General features: G+C 51.2%; 14 protein-coding genes. All 14 read left to right on the forward strand.

Features of this window, described 5'->3' with window-relative positions:
• Positions 1-12: 12 nt before the first annotated feature.
• The 14 genes from ABEW34_RS20755 (at position 13) to ABEW34_RS20820 (ending at position 18,614) form a co-directional block, all read left to right on the forward strand.
• Positions 13-972: an NHLP bacteriocin system secretion protein gene (locus tag ABEW34_RS20755; RefSeq protein WP_430161249.1), complete on the forward strand. Its 960-nt coding sequence runs from the start codon at positions 13-15 to the stop codon at positions 970-972.
• Positions 973-1,118: 146 nt separating this feature from the next.
• On the forward strand, positions 1,119-3,275 hold the full coding sequence (locus ABEW34_RS20760; RefSeq protein WP_430161250.1) for an NHLP family bacteriocin export ABC transporter peptidase/permease/ATPase subunit: 2,157 nt from the start codon (positions 1,119-1,121) through the stop codon (positions 3,273-3,275).
• Positions 3,276-3,313: 38 nt separating this feature from the next.
• Positions 3,314-6,220, forward strand: a complete 2,907-nt coding sequence (locus ABEW34_RS20765) for an NHLP bacteriocin export ABC transporter permease/ATPase subunit (RefSeq protein WP_430161298.1) — start codon at positions 3,314-3,316, stop codon at positions 6,218-6,220.
• 100 nt (positions 6,221-6,320) lie between these two features.
• Complete coding sequence (locus ABEW34_RS20770) at positions 6,321-6,698, forward strand: hypothetical protein (RefSeq protein WP_430161251.1); 378 nt, start codon at positions 6,321-6,323, stop codon at positions 6,696-6,698.
• Between the two features lie 110 nt (positions 6,699-6,808).
• Complete coding sequence (locus tag ABEW34_RS20775) at positions 6,809-7,192, forward strand: hypothetical protein (RefSeq protein ID WP_056040939.1); 384 nt, start codon at positions 6,809-6,811, stop codon at positions 7,190-7,192.
• A gap of 167 nt (positions 7,193-7,359) precedes the next feature.
• Positions 7,360-8,643 (forward strand): dicarboxylate/amino acid:cation symporter, encoded by a 1,284-nt coding sequence (locus tag ABEW34_RS20780; protein WP_430161252.1) that lies wholly within the window; start codon positions 7,360-7,362, stop codon positions 8,641-8,643.
• Positions 8,615-9,505, forward strand: a complete 891-nt coding sequence (locus tag ABEW34_RS20785) for a GNAT family N-acetyltransferase (RefSeq protein ID WP_430161253.1) — start codon at positions 8,615-8,617, stop codon at positions 9,503-9,505. Before ABEW34_RS20780 ends, ABEW34_RS20785 begins: the two co-directional genes overlap by 29 nt.
• A gap of 18 nt (positions 9,506-9,523) precedes the next feature.
• Positions 9,524-11,992 carry a beta-ketoacyl synthase N-terminal-like domain-containing protein gene (locus tag ABEW34_RS20790; RefSeq protein ID WP_430161254.1) on the forward strand — a complete coding sequence of 823 codons (2,469 nt, stop codon included), beginning with the start codon at positions 9,524-9,526 and terminating at the stop codon, positions 11,990-11,992.
• A 66-nt stretch (positions 11,993-12,058) separates the two neighbouring features.
• A complete protein-coding gene (locus ABEW34_RS20795; RefSeq protein WP_430161255.1) occupies positions 12,059-12,364 on the forward strand; it encodes a phosphopantetheine-binding protein in 306 nt (101 codons plus the stop codon).
• Positions 12,361-13,104 (forward strand): SDR family oxidoreductase, encoded by a 744-nt coding sequence (locus ABEW34_RS20800; RefSeq protein ID WP_430161256.1) that lies wholly within the window; start codon positions 12,361-12,363, stop codon positions 13,102-13,104. The genes ABEW34_RS20795 and ABEW34_RS20800 overlap by 4 nt, the downstream gene beginning before the upstream one ends.
• 29 nt (positions 13,105-13,133) lie before the next feature.
• Positions 13,134-13,865: an SDR family oxidoreductase gene (locus ABEW34_RS20805; protein ID WP_430161257.1), complete on the forward strand. Its 732-nt coding sequence runs from the start codon at positions 13,134-13,136 to the stop codon at positions 13,863-13,865.
• 50 nt (positions 13,866-13,915) lie between these two features.
• Entirely contained in the window at positions 13,916-14,140 is a 225-nt protein-coding gene (locus tag ABEW34_RS20810) for a hypothetical protein (protein ID WP_056040954.1), read from the forward strand.
• A complete protein-coding gene (locus tag ABEW34_RS20815; RefSeq protein WP_430161258.1) occupies positions 14,137-15,129 on the forward strand; it encodes an ABC transporter substrate-binding protein in 993 nt (330 codons plus the stop codon). The genes ABEW34_RS20810 and ABEW34_RS20815 overlap by 4 nt, the downstream gene beginning before the upstream one ends.
• 131 nt (positions 15,130-15,260) lie before the next feature.
• Positions 15,261-18,614 carry an ATP-binding protein gene (locus ABEW34_RS20820; protein WP_430161259.1) on the forward strand — a complete coding sequence of 1,118 codons (3,354 nt, stop codon included), beginning with the start codon at positions 15,261-15,263 and terminating at the stop codon, positions 18,612-18,614.
• Positions 18,615-18,762: the final 148 nt, after the last annotated feature.

Raw genomic sequence — 18,762 nt, forward strand, 5'->3', positions numbered from 1 at the left:
TGGGAGGTAGCGATGAATAATCATGTTTTTCGTAAAGTGGCACTTGAGCGGCTGTCTTCCCCGGAGCAGCTCGACAATTTGGTTCGGGTAACCTCGCCTCGCGGCTGGCTTATGCTCACGGGTGTAGGCTTGCTCATTGTCGCCGCCTTGTATTGGGGAATTTTCGGTACGATGAACGTCAAAGCGGATGGGCCGGGTGTGCTCATTCGACCAGGTGGACTGAAAACGGTTCATGCCTCAGCGGCTGGAGCGATGTCGGATATTCGTGTGGTCGAAAATGACACGGTGAAGCAAGGCGAAGTTATCGGCCGGATGGAGCAGCCGAAGCTGCTGGAGCAAATTAAGCAGACTAAGCTTGCCATTGCGAGCCTTGAAGGGGCGACAGCTGAAGACAGGGCGGGCCGTGTAGCGGAGCTTAAAAGCCTGAAGCAGCAGCTGGAGCAGCAGCAGCTCGGCTATGAATACAGTACAAGAGTGATAAGCCCGTATACGGGCAAAGTGAAAGAGGTTTTGGTGAAGACGGGCAATTACATTGGGGATGGCTCCGATATTATCCGGCTGGAAACGTACGGCGTGCAGACGGATGAATTGATTGCCGTGCTGTATGTGCCGGTCAGTCAGGGCCGGCAGCTGCTTCCGGGCATGGAGGTGCGTGTATCGCCAGGCTCGATTAACCGCGAAGAGTTTGGCTCGCTAATTGGGCAGGTCGTCTCGGTATCCGAGTTTCCAGTAACGGTGCAGGGCATGATGTCTACGCTCGGCAATGAAGGTCTTGTACAGCAAATGGCGTCGCAGGGCGTATCGCTTGAAGTCCGCGTCAATCTTGCCCCTAATTCCGAGATGGCAAGCGGGTACAGCTGGACGACGGAGCAAGGTCCGCCCGTTCGACTGAGCAGCGGCATGATGGTCGATGGTTCCATCACGGTCAGCTCACAGCGCCCGATCGCAACCGTCATTCCATATTTTAAATAATTGAGAAAGGCGTGGGGAAAAAGGCGCAGCGTAAAGGAAAGGGTTGGGCTGGAGAAACGCAAGTGTTCGCTTTTAGCGATGGGAAGCCCAATCTTTTCATGCAGCGCAGCCTCTTTTTCACCAAGCATAGGGAGGAGAGCGGATTTGTGGCCTCAAAAAGAGTAAAGACGCCAACCGTATTGCAAATGGAGGCCGTAGAATGCGGAGCGGCTTCACTTGCTATCGTGCTCGCTTATTACAAGAGCTTCATTCCGCTTGAGGAGCTGCGGATTGCCTGCGGTGTCTCCCGGGATGGAAGCAAGGCCAGCAATGTGCTCAAAGCAGCACGCCAATACGGCATGGAAGCGAAAGGATATCGCAAAAATCCGGAAGATTTAAGAACGATGGCATGGCCGCTGATCATCCACTGGAATTTCAATCATTTCCTCGTGCTGGAGGGCATTGATAAAGATCGTGTGTATTTGAATGATCCGGTCACAGGTCCTCGTGAAATCACATTCGAGGAGTTTGACCAATCCTTTACCGGCGTTGCCATTGCGATTAAACCATCCCCCACGTACGTCCGTCAAGGGAAAGCGCCAAGTGTGCTAAGCTCGCTGTCCAGCCGAATCAAAGGGTCGGAAAAGGCGCTCATCTTCGCGATAGTGGCAGGATTATTTCTCGTATTGCCGGGCCTAGTTATTCCGGTATTTAGCAAAGTGTTTATTGACCAAGTGCTGCTGGGCAATTTGAAAAATTGGCTGTTCCCGCTGCTCATCGGAATGGGGCTGACCGCTTTGCTGCGAGCGTTTCTGACGTGGCTGCAGCGCTATTACTTGCTCAGGCTGGAAATGAAGCTTGCTCTAAGCTCATCCAGCCGTTTTTTCTGGCATGTGCTGCGGCTGCCGATTGAGTTTTTCTCCCAGCGGTTCAGTGGAGATATTGCGGCAAGGGTTGCCATTAACGACCGCGTTGCTCAACTGCTATCCGGGCAGCTTGCTGTAGCGGCGCTCAACTGCGTCATGATTGTATTTTATTTGCTGCTGATGCTGCAATACAGCGTAGCATTGACCGGCATCGCTATCGGGGCTTCCCTGCTTAACCTTGTCTTCATGCGGTTTATAACCCGCAAACGCAACGACCAAAATTTGCGCCTGCTGCAGGAGGCTGGCAAGATGCAGGGCGTGTCCATGAATGGGCTTCAAGTCATTGAGACATTGAAATCGAACAGCTCCGAGGCGGATTTTTTCGTCAAATGGTCGGGCTACCAAGCGAAGCTGCTCAATTCCACCCAGCAATTCGGGGTGTCGAATCAGTTTCTAATGGCCGTTCCTGCTTTGCTGACGAGTCTAAGCGCCATTGCGATTTTGTTTCTCGGCGGCTTTCAGGTTATGGATGGGGCGCTGACCATCGGCTCGCTGGTCGCTTTCCAAAGTCTTGCCGCAAGCTTCAGTCAGCCCGTCAACGAGATGGTTGCGCTGGCCGGCACGATTCAAGAAGCGGGAGGAAGCATGAAGCGGCTGGACGATGTGCTGCAATATCCGATTGATAGACAAATGCAGCAAAATCAGGAGCAGGCTTCTGAATCGCCTGATATGGCGAAGCTATCGGGTCAAATTGAAATCAGCAATTTGACGTATGGCTACAGCAAGCTGGAAGGCCCGCTGATTGACCGGTTTAATTTATCGATTCAGCCGGGAATGAAGGTCGCATTGGTTGGTGGCTCCGGCAGCGGAAAATCGACGATTGCGAAGCTGATTGCCGGCATTTACGAGCCATGGGACGGCGATATCCGCTTCGACGGATTAAAACGCGATGAAATTTCCCGCAATCGGATGGGCAATTCGCTTGCCGTTGTCGATCAGGACATTGTGCTGTTGGAAGGAACAATCAAAGAAAATATTACATTTTGGGATTCTACCATACCGGAGATAGACGTTGTTCGGGCTGCAAAGGATGCGGTAATCCATGATCATATTGCAGAGCGCAGCGGTGGCTATGAGCATATGATTTCGGAAAATGGCGGCAATTTCAGCGGAGGGCAGCGGCAGCGGCTGGAAATTGCAAGGGCGCTGGCTGGCAATCCATCGATTGTTATTTTGGACGAGGCGACAAGCGCGCTGGACCCGGCAACGGAGAAGAAGGTAGACGATAGCCTGAGGCGCAGAGGCTTGACCTGTATTACGGTGGCCCATCGACTCAGCACGATTCGGGACGCGGATGAAATCGTTGTACTGGAGCGCGGAAAAATCATTGAACGGGGCACCCATACTTCTCTCATGGAACGAAATGGCTATTATACCCGTCTCATTCAAAATCAATAGACATCGTGCGAAAAGGAGGTGGAAAAGTGGTGGAAGCAATGAAATTCAACCTGCATTCTTTTTTTGAAGAATACGGTACCTGTCATGAGGTGGAAGGCAACAGACCGATCCTAATAACCGATCAAAATGATGTATGGTACGTCGATTCCGGTTATGTGGATATTTTCGCCGTGACCCTTGAGCTTGAAAATGGCGGGACGAGAAACAAGCGGCGCTATTTATTCAGTTTGGAGGAAGGGGCTCTTCTATTCGGCTTTGAGGATTATGCAGGGATAGAGAGAACAGGCTTGCTTCTGACGGCATCCGTAGGTACGAAGGTATTCCAAATGAACCGGGATATGTTTATGAGCCGCAGGGCGGAATACAGGCTGAGCGACGAAAAACTTGGCCCTTTAATTGATCAATGGGTAGGCTGCTGGTCTGTGGCGCTGAGTGTGCGGAATGCCCCGCCCGAATTTGAGCTGCTGGAGCAAAGCGAGCATCTTGAGCTGGCAGAAGGTCAAACCTGGCGTTCTCTGCAAACGGTATGGGTGAAAATACGTGACGGCGTCGTCTACTGGGCGTCCGAACATCCGATTACAGCGGAGGAGCCCTATTACATACCCGTGACCTCCTCCAGCTGGCTGGAAACGAAGCAGGCTGCGGAGCTCGAAATGCGGAGCACGCTCGATTGGCTGCAAAATGATCAGCAGCTGCAAGGCTTATATGCGTTTCATCAATTAATCGCCAGCCGCTTGGCTGTGCTGTTGACGAAGGAGCGTCTGCAGGAGCATGAACGCCTGCTCCGGCGGACGGAGCATGACGATTCGCTGATGGATCATGCGCTCAAGCGATTGCTTGCCGTTACAGGGCCAGAAGATCAGCGAGCTGCTGCTTTCCATTCAACCGATCCGCTGTTTATGGCCTGCCGCATCGTCGGCGAATATGCCAGCATCGTCATCCGACCTGTAGGCAGAAAGCTTAAAAAACAGTCGCAGCGTTCACCTATTCAGGAACTCGCTGAATCCTCTGGCGTCCGCTCCCGCAAGGTCGTACTCAAAGGGGAATGGTGGAAGGCGGACAATGGGCCGCTGGTCGCTTTTATGGAGCTTTCCCGCGAGCCTGTTGCCCTGATACCGGCTTCAGCGGGCTCCTACACATGGGAAAATCCGCTTAGCGGCGAAAAAGGCATCGTTCATGCCGAAATGGCGGCGGGCATCGAGCCGATGGCTCATATGTTTTATCGGACCTTTCCGGCTCGTGCGCTTGGCGTAAAGGATATTTTGCAGTTTGGCACACATCATTCGATCAGGCGGGACTTCATCATGGTTCTGCTTATGGGAGCGATAGCGGGCTTGCTCGGCATTATGCTGCCTGTTGCTACCGGTATTTTGGTAGATACGATTATTCCTGAATCGTATAGTGGGCCGCTCGTCCAGATGGCGCTGATTCTCGTCTCCGCGGTCGTGTCGATTGCCTTGTTCCGCCTAGCGGGATCGCTCGCCTCCATGCGAATGGAGGGACGGGTAGAAAGCTCCGTTCAGGCGGCGATTTGGGATCGGCTGCTGAATTTGCCGGTATCCTTTTTCCGCAGCTATACAGCGGGCGATTTGGCATCGAGGGCGAGCAGCATTAATACGATCAGGCAGCTTTTATCAGGGGCGGTTTTGGGCTCGCTGCTGACTGGTGTATTTTCCATTTTTCAATATGCGCTGCTGTTTCGTTACAGCCCGAGTCTTGCTTTAGTGGCCGGGGGTCTTGTAATCATTTCCATGACGTTTACGGTTACCATTGGCTTGCTGCAAATTCGTTACCAGCGCAGGCTGCTGGATATTCAAGGACGCATTTCCGGTACGGTGCTCCAGCTGCTGAACGGCATTAGCAAATTTCGCATGGCGGCGGCGGAAAACCGCGCTTTCTTCTTATGGGCAAGAGCGTTTGCCGAGCAAAAGAAATTGTCCTTCAAGGTCAGAATGCTGGATAACTACTCCAGCGTGTTTCAATCCTTTTTCCCCTTGGTCACCTCCATGGTGCTGTTTTATTTGGTCGTTTCCAGCCATTCCGCGCTGTCGGCGGGACAATTTATCGCTTTCTTCTCCGCCTTCTCCAGCTTTCTAATGGCGATGCTGGCGATGGCTTCCGCACTGCTGTCGGTCGTGCATATCGTGCCGCTGTACGAGCGGGCGAAGCCGATTTTAAAGACACTGCCTGAAATGCATGATCAACTGGAAGATCCGGGCGAAGTAAGCGGGGCAATTGAAATTCGCCATATCCAGTTTCGCTATGCGGAGGATCAGCCTCTCGTGCTGAATGATCTGTCGATGAACATTAAAGCGGGGCAGTATGTTGCCTTCGTCGGCGCTTCCGGCTGCGGCAAGTCCACGCTTATGCGGCTATTGCTCGGGTTTGAGCAGCCTCAGAACGGCTCGGTTTATTTTGACGGACAGGATTTGCGCTCGCTTGATGTGGGGCTGCTGAGAAGCCAGTTTGGCGTCGTTTTGCAAAACAGCAAGCTGATGTCTGGCGATATTTTCACCAATATTATTGGCACCTCCGATTTGACGCTTCAGGATGCTTGGGAAGCAGCCGAGATGGCGGGCTTTGATGAGGATATCCGCAGCATGCCGATGGCGATGCATACGGTGATATCCGAAGGAGGGGGCACGCTTTCCGGCGGGCAGCGCCAGCGTCTAATGATAGCGAGAGCGATTGCCAAGCGGCCGAAAATTCTCTTTTTTGACGAGGCTACTAGCGCGCTGGATAACCGCACGCAAAGCATCGTCAGCCAAAGCTTGACCAAATTGCAGGTGACGAGGATCGTCATTGCCCATCGTTTGAGCACGATTACGCAGGCTGATCACATTTATGTGTTTGATAAAGGGCGGATTATTCAATCCGGCACCTATGAGGAGCTGCTGCAGCAGCAAGGTCTGTTCGCGGAGCTTGCCAGCCGCCAATTGGCGTAACAATTGAACTAAAATTGACTGAAAGTTGAAGGCAGCTTGAAGCTGGGCTTTTATTCTAAAAGGTGTAAGTACAAATGCTGAATAGGGGAGGAATTGAAACATGAGTTGGACACAGGAGCAGTTTAATGACACGGTGCACGCCGTCATTGCGAAAGCGAATTCGGATGCAGCGTTTCGCGCACTTGCAGTAAGCGATATTTATGCAGCCATCAAGGCAGCGACCGGGTATGAGGTGCCGCAGCAATTTAAAATCAATATCGTTGACGCAACAGGCTACCACAGCACAATCGTATTGCCGGAGGTGCGCGGCGTTGCAGACGAACTGACAGAAACGGAGCTGGAATCCGTTGCCGGCGGCAGCAAAACAGGGTTCCCAGAGGGCGTCACGCCATTTATTGAACCCTCTTTTTATAATGACACGCAGCCGATTGCCCCAATCACATCACTTCCTGTAAATGGCGGCATCATTACGAAATAAGGGATGCAACATTTGAACTAAAATTGAACGAGAGTTGAGAGCAGATTGAAGCTGGGCTGTTATTCTAATACCTGTAAGAAACAATACTACATTATTGGAGGAATTAAATCATGAGTTGGAATGAACAGCAAGTTACGGATACGGTAAACGCAGTAATCACGAAAGCGAATTCGGATGCAGAGTTCCGCGCGCTTGCAGTAAGCGACATCTACGCAGCCATCAAAGCAGCAACAGGACATGAGGTTCCACAAGAATTTAAAATCAACATCGTTGATGCAACTGGCTACCACGCGACAATCGTATTGCCAGAAGTACGCGGCGCGGCTGATGAGCTGACAGAAACAGAACTGGAATCCGTCGCTGGCGGCAGCAAATCGGGCGCTAATGACTTCTTCAATGGCGTAGGCTCGATTGCTGAAAATGCAGCGAACACAGCTATCCGCGTTGGCGAAAATATCGGTAATGCAACAGCTGACCAAATCAGAAATGCTTAATTCCTTTATTCCTTTCATACTTAAATAGAGCTTGCATTGGAGTGATATCTGCCGCTTGGGCGCGATGTCACTCCAAATTTATAGAGAAGCGATGAGAGTGACAGCTGCTTGCCCGCGGTTTCCAGCGGAGACTGCTTCGTCGCAATGCCTAACAAGAGGGTGCTTGTGTGTCGGTTGTGTCTGTTTTGTCATTCAAATGGATCAAGTCCTTCTGGATGATTATGCTGTGCATGGTGTCAGGTATAGCTACTGGCCTCTATGTGCCAAGTATCGCTCATTCGGTAGCGGATTTCGGCGATCTTTATTTATCCTTTCTGAAAATGTGTGTCATTCCAATTATGATGACCGCGATAATTTCCAGCATCGGCAGCTTATTCATCAAAAGCGGAGCCATGAAAACGATTGGACGCATGTGCCTCGTCTATGCTGCCGCACTTGTCATTTCCGGCGTATTCGGGCTGGTTATTGGTGAAATCGGACATCCGGGCGCAGGCTTGCCCGAGCAATCGAAGCAGGTGCTGGGTGCGATTGTCAATGACTCCAGTACCAATGGGGCCCCAGTGCAGGAAGAGAAGTCGCAAGGCATTTTGCTGTTTTTGCTCGATATGATCCCGTCTAATATTTTTACAGCACTAATGGAAAACAATACGCTGCAAATTTTGTTTTTCTCCGTCATCGTCGGCGTTGCCGTTGGCATGATGCGAACGAGGCAAGGGGAAGATGTGCTGCAGCTGGCGGATGTGCTGTTCCGTGCTTTTCAGAAGGCGATTTCCTGGTCGATGTACGCGCTGCCATTTGCTTTGTTTTGCATGATGGCTGGTCAGTTTGCCACGTTGAACTTGGACATTCTGCCCGCCATGCTCAAGCTGATTATGATGTTTTATCTCGTTAGCGTCGTCTTAATTATCGTCTCTGTCGCCGCGTTATCATTGCAATTGCGCCAGCCGGTCAAGGTGGTCATCAGCGCTTTGAAGGAGTCGCTAATTTTAGCATTTGGTACGCGAAACAGCATTGCTACCGTTCCATCCTGCATGCATGCTTTAAGCAAGGAGCTGCAGCTGCAGCCGCATGCGATTCAACTGGTTGTACCGATTGGCATGATTATGTGCCGTTACAGCATGGTGCTTGTCTATACGCTGGGCATTGCATTTACCGCTCAATTGTATGAATACGATTTTACGATGATGCAGTGGATGCTGGTGCTGGTCGGAGCTGTGCTGACTTCTATCGCAGGAGCAGGTTCGCCGGGCGTCGTATCGATTGGCATGATTGCGATTATAGCAGGGATGCTGAAGCTTCCGGCTGAAGTGACGATCATTTTATTACTGGCAATCAATCCAATTATTGATCCCATTATTACGGCGGCCAATGTATCCATTAATTGTGCTACGGCTTCACTTCTGTCAGCCAGAAAGGAAACTCATGTACAAGATCAAGAGATTAGCGCCTGATGACAGATTGAAATACAAGCCGCTCATGTTTCAGTGGCTTTATTTGCAATTGGAGCAGAGTGGAAGGAGCGGCCAAGGGCAAAGCCGCTTTAGGCTCATTGGGGCGGAAGTGGCAGATGCTCCGGTTGGTGTGGCTGTGCTGGAACTGCGAGAGGGAGCTGGGGCGCGGCATGCGATGCTGCAATGCCTGTTTGTTGACAAACGCTGGCGGAGGAAGGGAATCGCCTCTCTCCTGATGAGAGAAGTGCGAAGCCTATGCCTTGAGAAGCAGATCGAAAGTCTTGAAGCTTACTATTATTCCGGAAAGTCCTCTACGGAGATGATAGAAGCTTGGCTGCAAAAAGAAGGATGGACACAGCCTTTATGCGAAGCGGTCGTTTTCCATATTAATAGCGATATCGCCCGCGCAGGCTGGCTTCGGGAACGTCCTTTGCCAAGCGGCCTGGAGCTGTTTCTGTGGGCAGACAAGAAGGAACAGGAGCTTAAGCAATCGATTAAAGCAGCGGCTGCTGTTTTTCCGGATTTCCTATCTCCGTTCAAAGCCTTTGCACCTTTGGAGCCAAGCAACAGCCTTGGGTTATGCTCGGAGCAGGGTATTAAGGGCTGGTCGATGACGTACCGGCTGAACGAAGAGACGATCTTGTACGATGCGGTATACATTTCGCCGGAATATCAGCAGATAGGCCTAGCTTTCCATATGCTGGCGAGGTCGATCCGCCTTCAATTGGAGGCGGGCATTCCCTACGGCATTTTTACAGTAAACCGGGGGACCCCTGTCATGATGAAGCTTGCGCAGCAATGGCTTGCGCCTTATTCATGGAAGACGAGCGAGAAGCGGATTAGTTATTTGCCATTGAAGTAGGGATTTGGGGGAATGAACATGAAGGACAATGAACGCACCCATCGTATTGCGGTAACAGGTATAGGCGTTTTGTGCGCGCTGGGCAATGAGCCGCAGGCCGTCTTTGAGCGAATGTTCGCGTCAGAGACAGGAATTGGGACAGTTACCCGTTTTAAGACGGACACATTATTAAGCTCGCTTGCCGGACAATTGGACGAATCGTGGCGGGAAGCGGCACTTGAGCTTACGGCAGATCAGTCAATGGACTGGTGCGCGCGGTATGCCATTGCGGCTGCGAAGCAGGCGCTGCACAGCAGTGGCCTTGCCATTGCCCAAGAAAATGCTGCTGCGCAGGCGGAAGCTGAGAGCGCAGTGGGGATCGCTGCAACTGCTACTAGTACTGCTAGTACTGATAGTACTGATAATGCTGCTTTGCATCAGATCCCAGCCTCAAGGATGGGTCTCTCGCTTGGAACGTGCAATGGCGGCATCTTATCGCTGGAGAAGCAATGGGATTTGTCGGCGCTGGATGAGGAGAATACAGCTAATTATCCATTTTATCAGCAGGGGGATGATACTGCGCGGCTGCTAGGCGTGCAGGGACCCGTGGCGACGTTAAATACGGCATGTGCCGCTAGTGGCAATGCAATCGGCTATGCCAGTGATATGATTCGCTGGGGATATGCCGATGTCATGCTCGCAGGCGGTTCGGATCCGCTGTCGCATAGTGTATATGCCGGATTTAATGTACTCCGGGCGCTTAATCCGCTGCCATCCTCGCCGTTTGGCAGCCGCTTCGGCCTTAATCTGGGTGAAGGCGCGGCATTTGTCGTGCTGGAGCGGATGGATGCCGCCGCTGCGCGCGGGGCGACCATCTATGCGGAGCTATGTGCCTATGGGCTGAGCAATGATGCCCATCATATGACAGCGCCGCATCCGGAAGGCGCAGGGATGCAGCGAGCGGTAGATATGGCACTTAGCCTTGCGCAGGTTGCCAAACAGGATATTGAATATGTGAACGCGCATGGCACCGGAACGCAGGCAAATGACCGCGCGGAAATTAGCGGTTTGAAACGCAGCTTTGGCGAGCGGCTGACCATTCCGGTCAGCTCAAGCAAAGCGTATTTTGGGCACAGCCTGGGCACCGCTGCTGCCCTTGAGCTTGTGACCTCGCTTTATGCGATCAAGCAAGGCTATGTGCCGGCAACGCTGCATTTTGATACGGCGCGCGAAGGCTGCGAAGAGGCGGATATTGTTCAGCACAGCATGCGCCCGATGCGTCCGAAGTATATCGTCAGCAATAATGCTGCCTTTGGCGGACACAACGTTTCATTAGTGCTGCGGACGGACTTGAGCGAAGCAGCGTCGCCGCACAGGGAAAGCCTCGCACAGCTTGCCAAGCGGCGGGTTGTCATTACCGGGCTTGGGGCTGTTGGCGGCGGCCATATTCATCAGGGCAGCATCCTGAATGGGCTTGCAGAGGCCGCTTCCTCAGAAGCAGTCGGCGCATCCTCTTTTTCTCTGAAGGAGTATGACAAAAGCAAATATGAGCGCCGAATGAATCAGCTGTCGCAAAATACGATCGGAGCAGCACTTGCTGCACTGGGGGACGCGCAAATAACCGAGACGGAGAAGGAAGAGCTCGGCTTTATTTTTGGCACAGCCCGGGGCAGTACAGACAGTATCTCGCAATATTTGGAGTCGGTATTTGTGAAAGGACCGGAATATGCGAGCAGCATTTATTTTCCGCATACGGTCATTAATTCAATTGCCGGGCAGACGGCGGAGAAGCTGAAGCTGCTGGGCTTCAACAGTTCATTCAGCACGGGAGGCAGCGAGGGCCTGACGGCAGCGCTGTATGCTGCTGGCAAAATCCGCGAGCGCGCGTTGTCCTCCTGTCTTATTGGAGCGGGAGATGAACGATCGGCGCTGTCGAGCGACATTGACCGTGCGAAAGGCTTGCAGGCAAGCCGCTTTCGCATGGTGGAGGGCAGCATATGTATGGTGCTCTGTGATCTGGAGCAAGCGATGCTAAAGCAGTCCGACATTTATGCGGAATTAAGCGGCTTTGGCACCGCCTTTGGAACAGCGGCAAATGCTTCCCGGCAGGTAGCGACGCTTTGCACAGCGGTAACAGGAGCATTAAATGAAGCAGGAATTGGCATGGCGCAGCTTGACCTGATTTTGCTGAATACGGTCGGCAGGCCTGACGAAACAGAAGGCGAGCGTCAAGCGCTATCCTCCTTGGCCCCAGCCCCAGTCGACCAGATGCCGCCAATCATTAGCTTCAATGAAAGCGCCGGCTTCGGCGAATCCTACAGCTCGATGCTGCATCTGGCTGCGGCTGCGGAGCTTGTGAGCGGTAAATCCACGAGTGAAATGGCGAGCGGCGCTTATGCCCATCTGGGTGTGCCGCAGCAAACGGCTCAGCTCCAGCATGTGTTAGCGGTAAGCTCGACGGTCAACGGCAGCTACTGCGCGGCAGTTGTAAGCGCATGGAACGATTGACAGGCGTTTACATGCGGGGGCTATTTTCTCGATACAAAAAGGTAAATACCAAGGAGGCGCATACGTATGAGCGTAGAGCAGATTTTAGACATGGAAACGATTAAACAGACGATTAAGCAGAAGCTGCTAATTGACAGACTAAAGCTTGAGGATATAACAGCGGAGGAAATTACGGACGATTTGATTTTATTTGGCGATGGTCTGGGTCTGGATTCGGTAGAAGCGTTCGAGGTAATGGTAGGCATGGAAGAATTGTACGGGGTGATGGTGGAGCAAATTCCAGCCGATGAATTGAAAATTCATTTGAAAAATGTCCAGTCCATAGCCGAGCTGATTATGGCAAGCCAGCAGAAGGGGACAGAAGGGCCATGATCTTTCGTGATCACGTCATTTTGATTACTGGCGTAACACGCGGCATTGGCCGGTCCATCGCCCTGCGATTCCTTGCAGAAGGAGCTGTCGTTGCCGGCATTTATGTGCGGGATGATGAGGCGGCGGAGCAGCTGCGGGGTGATGCCGAGGAAGCTGGCGGACGGATTAGTTTGTACAAGGGCTCTGTCAGCGATCATCGTTTTGTAGCAAATGTAATGAAAGACGTATTCGATACGTATGGCCGTCTGGATGTGCTGGTCAACAACGCAGGACGCACGAATGATCAAATGGCGCTATTTATGGAAGAGCAGCAGTGGAATGAGGTGCTGGATACGAATTTTATCGGCACCTGCTGCTGCTCGCAGGAGGCGGTCAGCTATATGCTGCGCCTTGGAAAGGGAGCCATTATTAATATGGTGTCCGTCAGCGGCATTTACGGACGCGAGGCCCAGACGAATTACGCGGCATCCAAGGGCGCGGTTATGGGCTTAACGAAGCTGTATGCCCGGCTTTACGCCTCGCGAAACATTCAAGTTAGCGCCATTGCGCCAGGCATGATTGAGACGGAAATGGCCCAAGGGGTGCCAGCGGAGAAAATGGCTGATTTTTTAAAGCATACGGCAGCCGGGAGGCTTGGCTCAGCTGAGGAGGTAGCCGAAGCGGTTATGTATTTGGCGGGGCCTCTAGCAAGCTATCATGCAGGTCAAACGTTGAAAATAGATGGCGGATTTTTGCGTTAAGCTGGATGGGGATAGAAGGGGGAATGATGATGAAAACCGCATTTTTGCATCATGCCGAAAGTGCTTCGGGTACAGCGATAGCGCTATATTTGCTGCAGCGGGGCATCCGGGTCGCGGCGAGCTTCCAGACGCCTGAGCAGGCGGAGCAGTTTACGGCAGAGCTGCCGCCTCCGCTGCAGGAGCAATGTCAGACGATTGTTGCACCAGACGTTCAAATGAAAGCAGTCGAGCCCGTGATAGCGGGCATAGCCGAGCAGATGCAAGGGCTTGACCTATATATTCATGGCCATGATTGGGTGGACGAGCTGGAGGCGCTGCAGCATGATCCTGCCGAGTTCGCCCTGAAAAGCTATAGCCTTCTGAGCGAGCTGTTTTTGTACAGCCGGGCGGCGGGAAGCGTGATGGCCCGCAAGCAGCGGGGGCAGATCATCGTGCCGATGCTGGCAGATTCGCTGCATTATGACGGCTTTCCTTCGTCCCCGGTATATAACCAGGGAGCGCTCGCTTTTGTCAAAAGCTTCGCCAAGGAGCTGTCGCCGTTCCGCGTCAGTGTAAATGCGCTGACATTTGGGTATTTTCGCAGGGAGAAGCAAGCGGCCGCTGGTCGAAGTAATCGCAAGCCGTTTGATATTTATGCATTAAAACCGCCAGTGCCGGAATTGGAGGAGCTCGCCCACGGGCTCGGCCTGCTTCTTGATTACGGTCATGGCATGAGCGGTCAAAATACGACATGGGGTTACGGTATTCAGTCTGTTCTCTAGCAAGGACATGAGAGCGCGGCTTAAGCTAACCTTTGAAAGAGGCGGGGCAGATGGGGGATCAGCAGCAGGCCGAGAACGATCAGAAAAAGGAAAATGGGCAGGCTGATGAGCTGTTGGAGGAGGAGCTGGAAGAGGTAGTTGGAGGCTTGGCCACCGTCTCTATTCCACGCTGCAAGCTTTGCCATGTTCGTATCGCTGTGTATGACATGACCGTATGCGCAGTATGCTTTCGTAAAACTCAAGTTTCGCATGGAGGGGAGGATGGCCAGCAATGATCGGCAAATACGATCGCTTGGCCTTCTGTTTGTTTTTGGTGTTGGTAATAGGCTTTATTACAGCATCATGTGCAAGCACGTCACAGCAGGCCTATCAATTGGAATCAGACAAACAAGCTCATGCAGCAAGTCCAGCCGCCTCTAGCCCATCTCCCGCAAGTTCTGCCGTTCCGGCTGCTAAAGCGGAGGCGGGGGAGAATGCTGGAAGTAAGGTGGAGCTTCCGCTTTACACAGAGGAGCAATTAAAGACTTACCCGGAGGACATCCGAGACATTTTGAGCAGAGGCAAGCTGAGGGTAGCTCTCTATCAGGAGGACCGCTATCCGTTTTTTTATGTAGATGATCAGGGAGTGCTCCGCGGAAGCGATGTTGAGCTTGCAAACGACATCGCTCTTAAGCTTGGCGTACAAGCAGCATTTATACGTACGGCAAATTCCTTCAATGAAGTTATTAATCAAGTATCCCTAGGGGAGGCGGATATCGGTGTTTCCAAGCTGAGCATTACCTTGGAGCGGGCGAAGCGGGTATTATTTTCCGATGCCTATTTGAATTTGAAGCAAGCGCTGTTAATTAACCGTATGCAGCTTGCCGCAATTACTGAAAAAGGCGATGCTGCTGATCCGCTTGCCCTCATCCAAGGCCGTGGGGAACAGGTGGGCATTGTTGGAGGCACCTCTTATGCGGGCTTTGCCCAGGAGCTTTTTCCAAATCAAAGCCAGGCGAGCTATCCGAATTCGGCTCAGTTGTTTGATGGCGTAAGGCAGGGGGATGTGCTGGCAGCCGTTTATGATGCCTTTGAAATTTCCCGTTATTTGAAAAAATACCCTTCGTATTCGCTCCAGCTGCAATTCGTGCAATTGGACGATCACGATGATGATATTGCCATTGCCGTCGATCCGCAGCGTTATCATCTCCACCAGTGGATTAATACCTATCTCCATATGGAGCAGAAGGAAATTCAAAAACGGCTTGAAAACTTTGAAATATAAGCCCATTACAAGTATGAAACTTATAGATTCTTATATTTTTAAAAAATGATATGGTATGATGCAGAAGCGAGCGTTACTGCTCCGGCCATCTTATTTTGTAATAAAAAGGGGTAATCAGCGGTGAAGCTTCCATGAAGAGACGTGTGCCTTTCCTCTATTTTTTCGTTCCGATAGCGCTGGCTGCATTTATATTCATTATATTAATGACTTTTAATTCTGCTTTGGATAAGGATAAACCAGAAGCGAGCAGGGGGAAGCTGTCGATTACGGCACAGGATCAGATTGCGGGTAATGGCAGCTCGCTGGACGGCGAGTGGGAATTTTACTGGAATCAGCTGCTGGAGCCTGATGATTTTACAGCGGGGAACGCCGGTGAGGCTGGCTACATAAAAGTGCCCAGCTCATGGAGCAAGCATGAAGTTGACGGACAAAAGCACACAAGCAAGGGCTATGCCACCTATCATCTTGTCGTACAATTGCCCAAGACGGACACCGAGCTGGGCCTGGTTGCTAAAGGGATAACATCCGCCCACCGCATGTGGATCAATGGGAGGCTCGTTTCCGAAAGTGGAGTCGTTGGTCGAAGCGAGGCGGAGGCGACACCATATATGATGCCGTCAGTGCTTCGGTTGGAGGTAGGACAGACGCAGGCAGACATTGTCATACAAGTGTCTAACTACACGCAGCGCAAAGCAGGCCTGTTTGCTTCTTTAACTTTGGGGGAATACGACAGCCTCCATTCGTATATGAAAAAGAAGCTTGTGTTCGAAAGTATGTTAATAGGCTGCATGCTCATTATGGGGCTCTACCACATCGTTTTATTTATCCTCTTGCGTAAAAATTGGGAATCTTTATTTTTTGGCCTCATTTGCATTTTGCTGGCTATGAAAAACAGCTCCCAATCCCAATATACGTTAGCCGTCTTATTTCAAAACCTAAACGACAATGCTTTAATTAAAATCGAATATTTAGGATTTCTCGGGAGCGCCCCGTTGTTTGTGCTGTTTTTCTATTACAGCTTTCCACGCCAAATGACAAAACGAACGCGCAATATATTGTGGATTCCGGGCATACTGCTTACCTTGTTTATTGTGGTGACGCCGGTTCAAATATTTACGAAGCTGGCCGTTGTCATGCAGGTTTATGCGATTGTGATTGGTTTTGTGCTCATTCAGTATGTATTTAAGGCTGCCATTGGCAGGCTGTCGGGCGCAAATTTGATGCTGACGGGCACCGTCGTCTTTTTTATTACGGTCGTCAACGATATTTTGATGAGCAATGACACGATTAGAACGGGCATCTATTTTCCATACGGGCTGTTGTTTTTAATTATATGCTTATCCATTATTGTATCGATTAAATTTTCCAATGCCATTAAAACGAATGAACGCCTATCCGCCCGCCTGCTCGATTTGGATAAGGTGAAGGATGAGTTTTTGGCCAACACTTCTCATGAGCTTCGCACGCCGCTGAATGGTATTATCGGGCTGGCGCAGTCGCTGCTTTACAGCATGCATGATCGGATGGAGGACAGCCAGCGTGTACATTTGAATATGATTGTATCAAGCGGGCAGCGCATGTCCTATTTGATTAATGATATTTTGGATTACGCTCTATTAAAAAATAATGATATGCGCCTTCATATTGCGAAAATTGATTTGCATCAGCTGGCGCAGGTTGTGCTGACCGTCGTCAAGCCGCTGGTGACGGGCAGAGATTTAGTGCTCCTTAATCAAATTGACACGGATTTTCCGCCGATTTATGCCGATGAAAACCGGATGCAGCAAATTTTATTTAATTTAATAGGCAATGCGATCAAATATACGCCATCGGGGTATGTGACGATAAGTGCACAGCATTACCGCGGCTATGTGGAAATTCACGTCGAGGATACCGGCATCGGCATAGCAGAAGACAAGTTTGAAATCATTTTCAACCCTTTTGAGAAGCTTGAATCCATTGATGATACCGGAGCAGGACTTGGACTTAAAATTACGAAGCAGCTTGTCGAACTGCATGGCGGGGAAATTACAGTATGGTCGAAGGTGGGGCAGGGCTCTCTATTCAGCTTCACGATTCTTCATCAACCGGTTAATCGTTCTGCTGGATCGTTGATGATGCAGAAGGAGACGGGCAGGCAGGCGCTCATGGCTGATAAGAAGCCTCAAGCTGCTGAATCGATGGCAGCATCCCTATACGCTCCAGTAGGGGATAGAAGCGATGCAGAGCTGTCTGTACAGCGTCCTTATCGCGTGCTGATTGTGGACGATGAATCGGTGAATTTGCAAGTGGTCATTCAACAGCTGGCACCGCTGCCATGCATATTCGAGACCGCCACTAGCGGCGCGGAGGTGCTGGCGCGCATGGATGAGCTGCATGAGGTGGATTTGGTTATTGCCGATTTAATGATGGTTGGCATGTCTGGTTATGAGCTGTGCGGCCTGATTAGAGAAAAGTACAATTTAATTGAGCTGCCTATATTAATTATGACAGCCAGCAGCAGGGATCATACGATTAAGGCCTGCTTCAGCGCTGGAGCAAATGATTATATTTCGAAGCCGATCGGGCGCAATGAGCTCGTAAGCCGCGTTCGTACGCTGCTGCTGTTAAAAAGGTCCGTTCAGGAAGTGAGCCTGAATGCGCAGCAGCTTGCCGAGCTAAACGAGCAGCTTTCCGAGCTGAACACGAATCTGGAGCATCGCATTCATGAACGAACGGTGGAATTGGAGCGCAAAAACAAAGATTTAAGCCGGCTGGAGCTGTCACGCAGGCGGCTGCTCAGCGATATTTCACATGAGCTGCGTACGCCGATGACGGCGATTCAAGGCTATGTGGAGGCGATTGTATCTGGACTTGTGGAGCAGGAAGCAGATAAAAAAAGATATTTGCAGATGGTTTTGGTCAAAGCGCTCGGTCTAAACCGTTTAATTCATGATTTATTCGAGCTGTCGCGGCTGGAATCGGGCAAATCCGAAATGATCTTTCTCATGATGACTCTTCAGGAGCTGGTGGCGAAAATCGAGGATAAATTCATGCTCGATGTTGTGCGCGCCGGGCTGCATTATGATTTTCAGCTGGCATTCGATTCGGCTAAACTGGCTGAATACCATGTCGTTGTGGATATGGACAGAATTACGCAGGTGTTGACCAACCTCGTATTTAATGCGATTCAGCACACGGGGGCGGAAGGGCGGATTCGCATACATTGTGCGATCGAAGAATGGGCAGGCGATGAAGATTCCGTCGGCCAGCTCACCATCCGTGTTCAGGATAATGGGGCAGGCATGCAGAAAGAGTCGCTGCCGTTTGTATTCGACCGCTTCTTTCGGGAAAAGCATGATCGGCAGGCGGTTCAGGGGAGCGGAATTGGCCTTGCGATTGCCAAAGAAATCGTCCACTATCATGAGGGGGAAATTCATGTGGAGAGCGCGCTGGGAGTAGGAAGCACCTTCTATTTCACGCTTCCGCTGTACGTTTTTGATTAGCGGGGGGAACAAGCTTTTTATTAAAATATAGAAGACGGCTTCAGCCGTTTGCGCTTAATTCTGTGAAAATGTTAATCCTACAGACCTATTTAGCTGTGTTATAATTTTGCCCAGAGAAAGAATGCTGGGAGATTGCTCCAGCTAGGGC

Origin of the sequence: Paenibacillus algorifonticola (assembly GCF_050481745.1) — a bacterium.
Lineage (GTDB): Bacteria > Bacillota > Bacilli > Paenibacillales > Paenibacillaceae > Pristimantibacillus > Pristimantibacillus algorifonticola_A.

Excerpts from the sequence above, each read along its gene's own strand:
- ABEW34_RS20755 (WP_430161249.1), top strand. The coding sequence starts at position 13 with ATGAATAATCATGTTTTTCGTAAAGTGGCACTTGAGCGGCTGTCTTCC.
- ABEW34_RS20765 (WP_430161298.1), top strand. The coding sequence starts at position 3,314 with ATGAAATTCAACCTGCATTCTTTTTTTGAAGAATACGGTACCTGTCAT.
- ABEW34_RS20770 (WP_430161251.1), top strand. The coding sequence starts at position 6,321 with ATGAGTTGGACACAGGAGCAGTTTAATGACACGGTGCACGCCGTCATT.
- ABEW34_RS20775 (WP_056040939.1), top strand. The coding sequence starts at position 6,809 with ATGAGTTGGAATGAACAGCAAGTTACGGATACGGTAAACGCAGTAATC.
- ABEW34_RS20785 (WP_430161253.1), top strand. The coding sequence starts at position 8,615 with ATGTACAAGATCAAGAGATTAGCGCCTGATGACAGATTGAAATACAAG.
- ABEW34_RS20790 (WP_430161254.1), top strand. The coding sequence starts at position 9,524 with ATGAAGGACAATGAACGCACCCATCGTATTGCGGTAACAGGTATAGGC.
- ABEW34_RS20795 (WP_430161255.1), top strand. The coding sequence starts at position 12,059 with ATGAGCGTAGAGCAGATTTTAGACATGGAAACGATTAAACAGACGATT.
- ABEW34_RS20800 (WP_430161256.1), top strand. The coding sequence starts at position 12,361 with ATGATCTTTCGTGATCACGTCATTTTGATTACTGGCGTAACACGCGGC.
- ABEW34_RS20805 (WP_430161257.1), top strand. The coding sequence starts at position 13,134 with ATGAAAACCGCATTTTTGCATCATGCCGAAAGTGCTTCGGGTACAGCG.
- ABEW34_RS20810 (WP_056040954.1), top strand. The coding sequence starts at position 13,916 with ATGGGGGATCAGCAGCAGGCCGAGAACGATCAGAAAAAGGAAAATGGG.
- ABEW34_RS20815 (WP_430161258.1), top strand. The coding sequence starts at position 14,137 with ATGATCGGCAAATACGATCGCTTGGCCTTCTGTTTGTTTTTGGTGTTG.
- ABEW34_RS20820 (WP_430161259.1), top strand. The coding sequence starts at position 15,261 with ATGAAGAGACGTGTGCCTTTCCTCTATTTTTTCGTTCCGATAGCGCTG.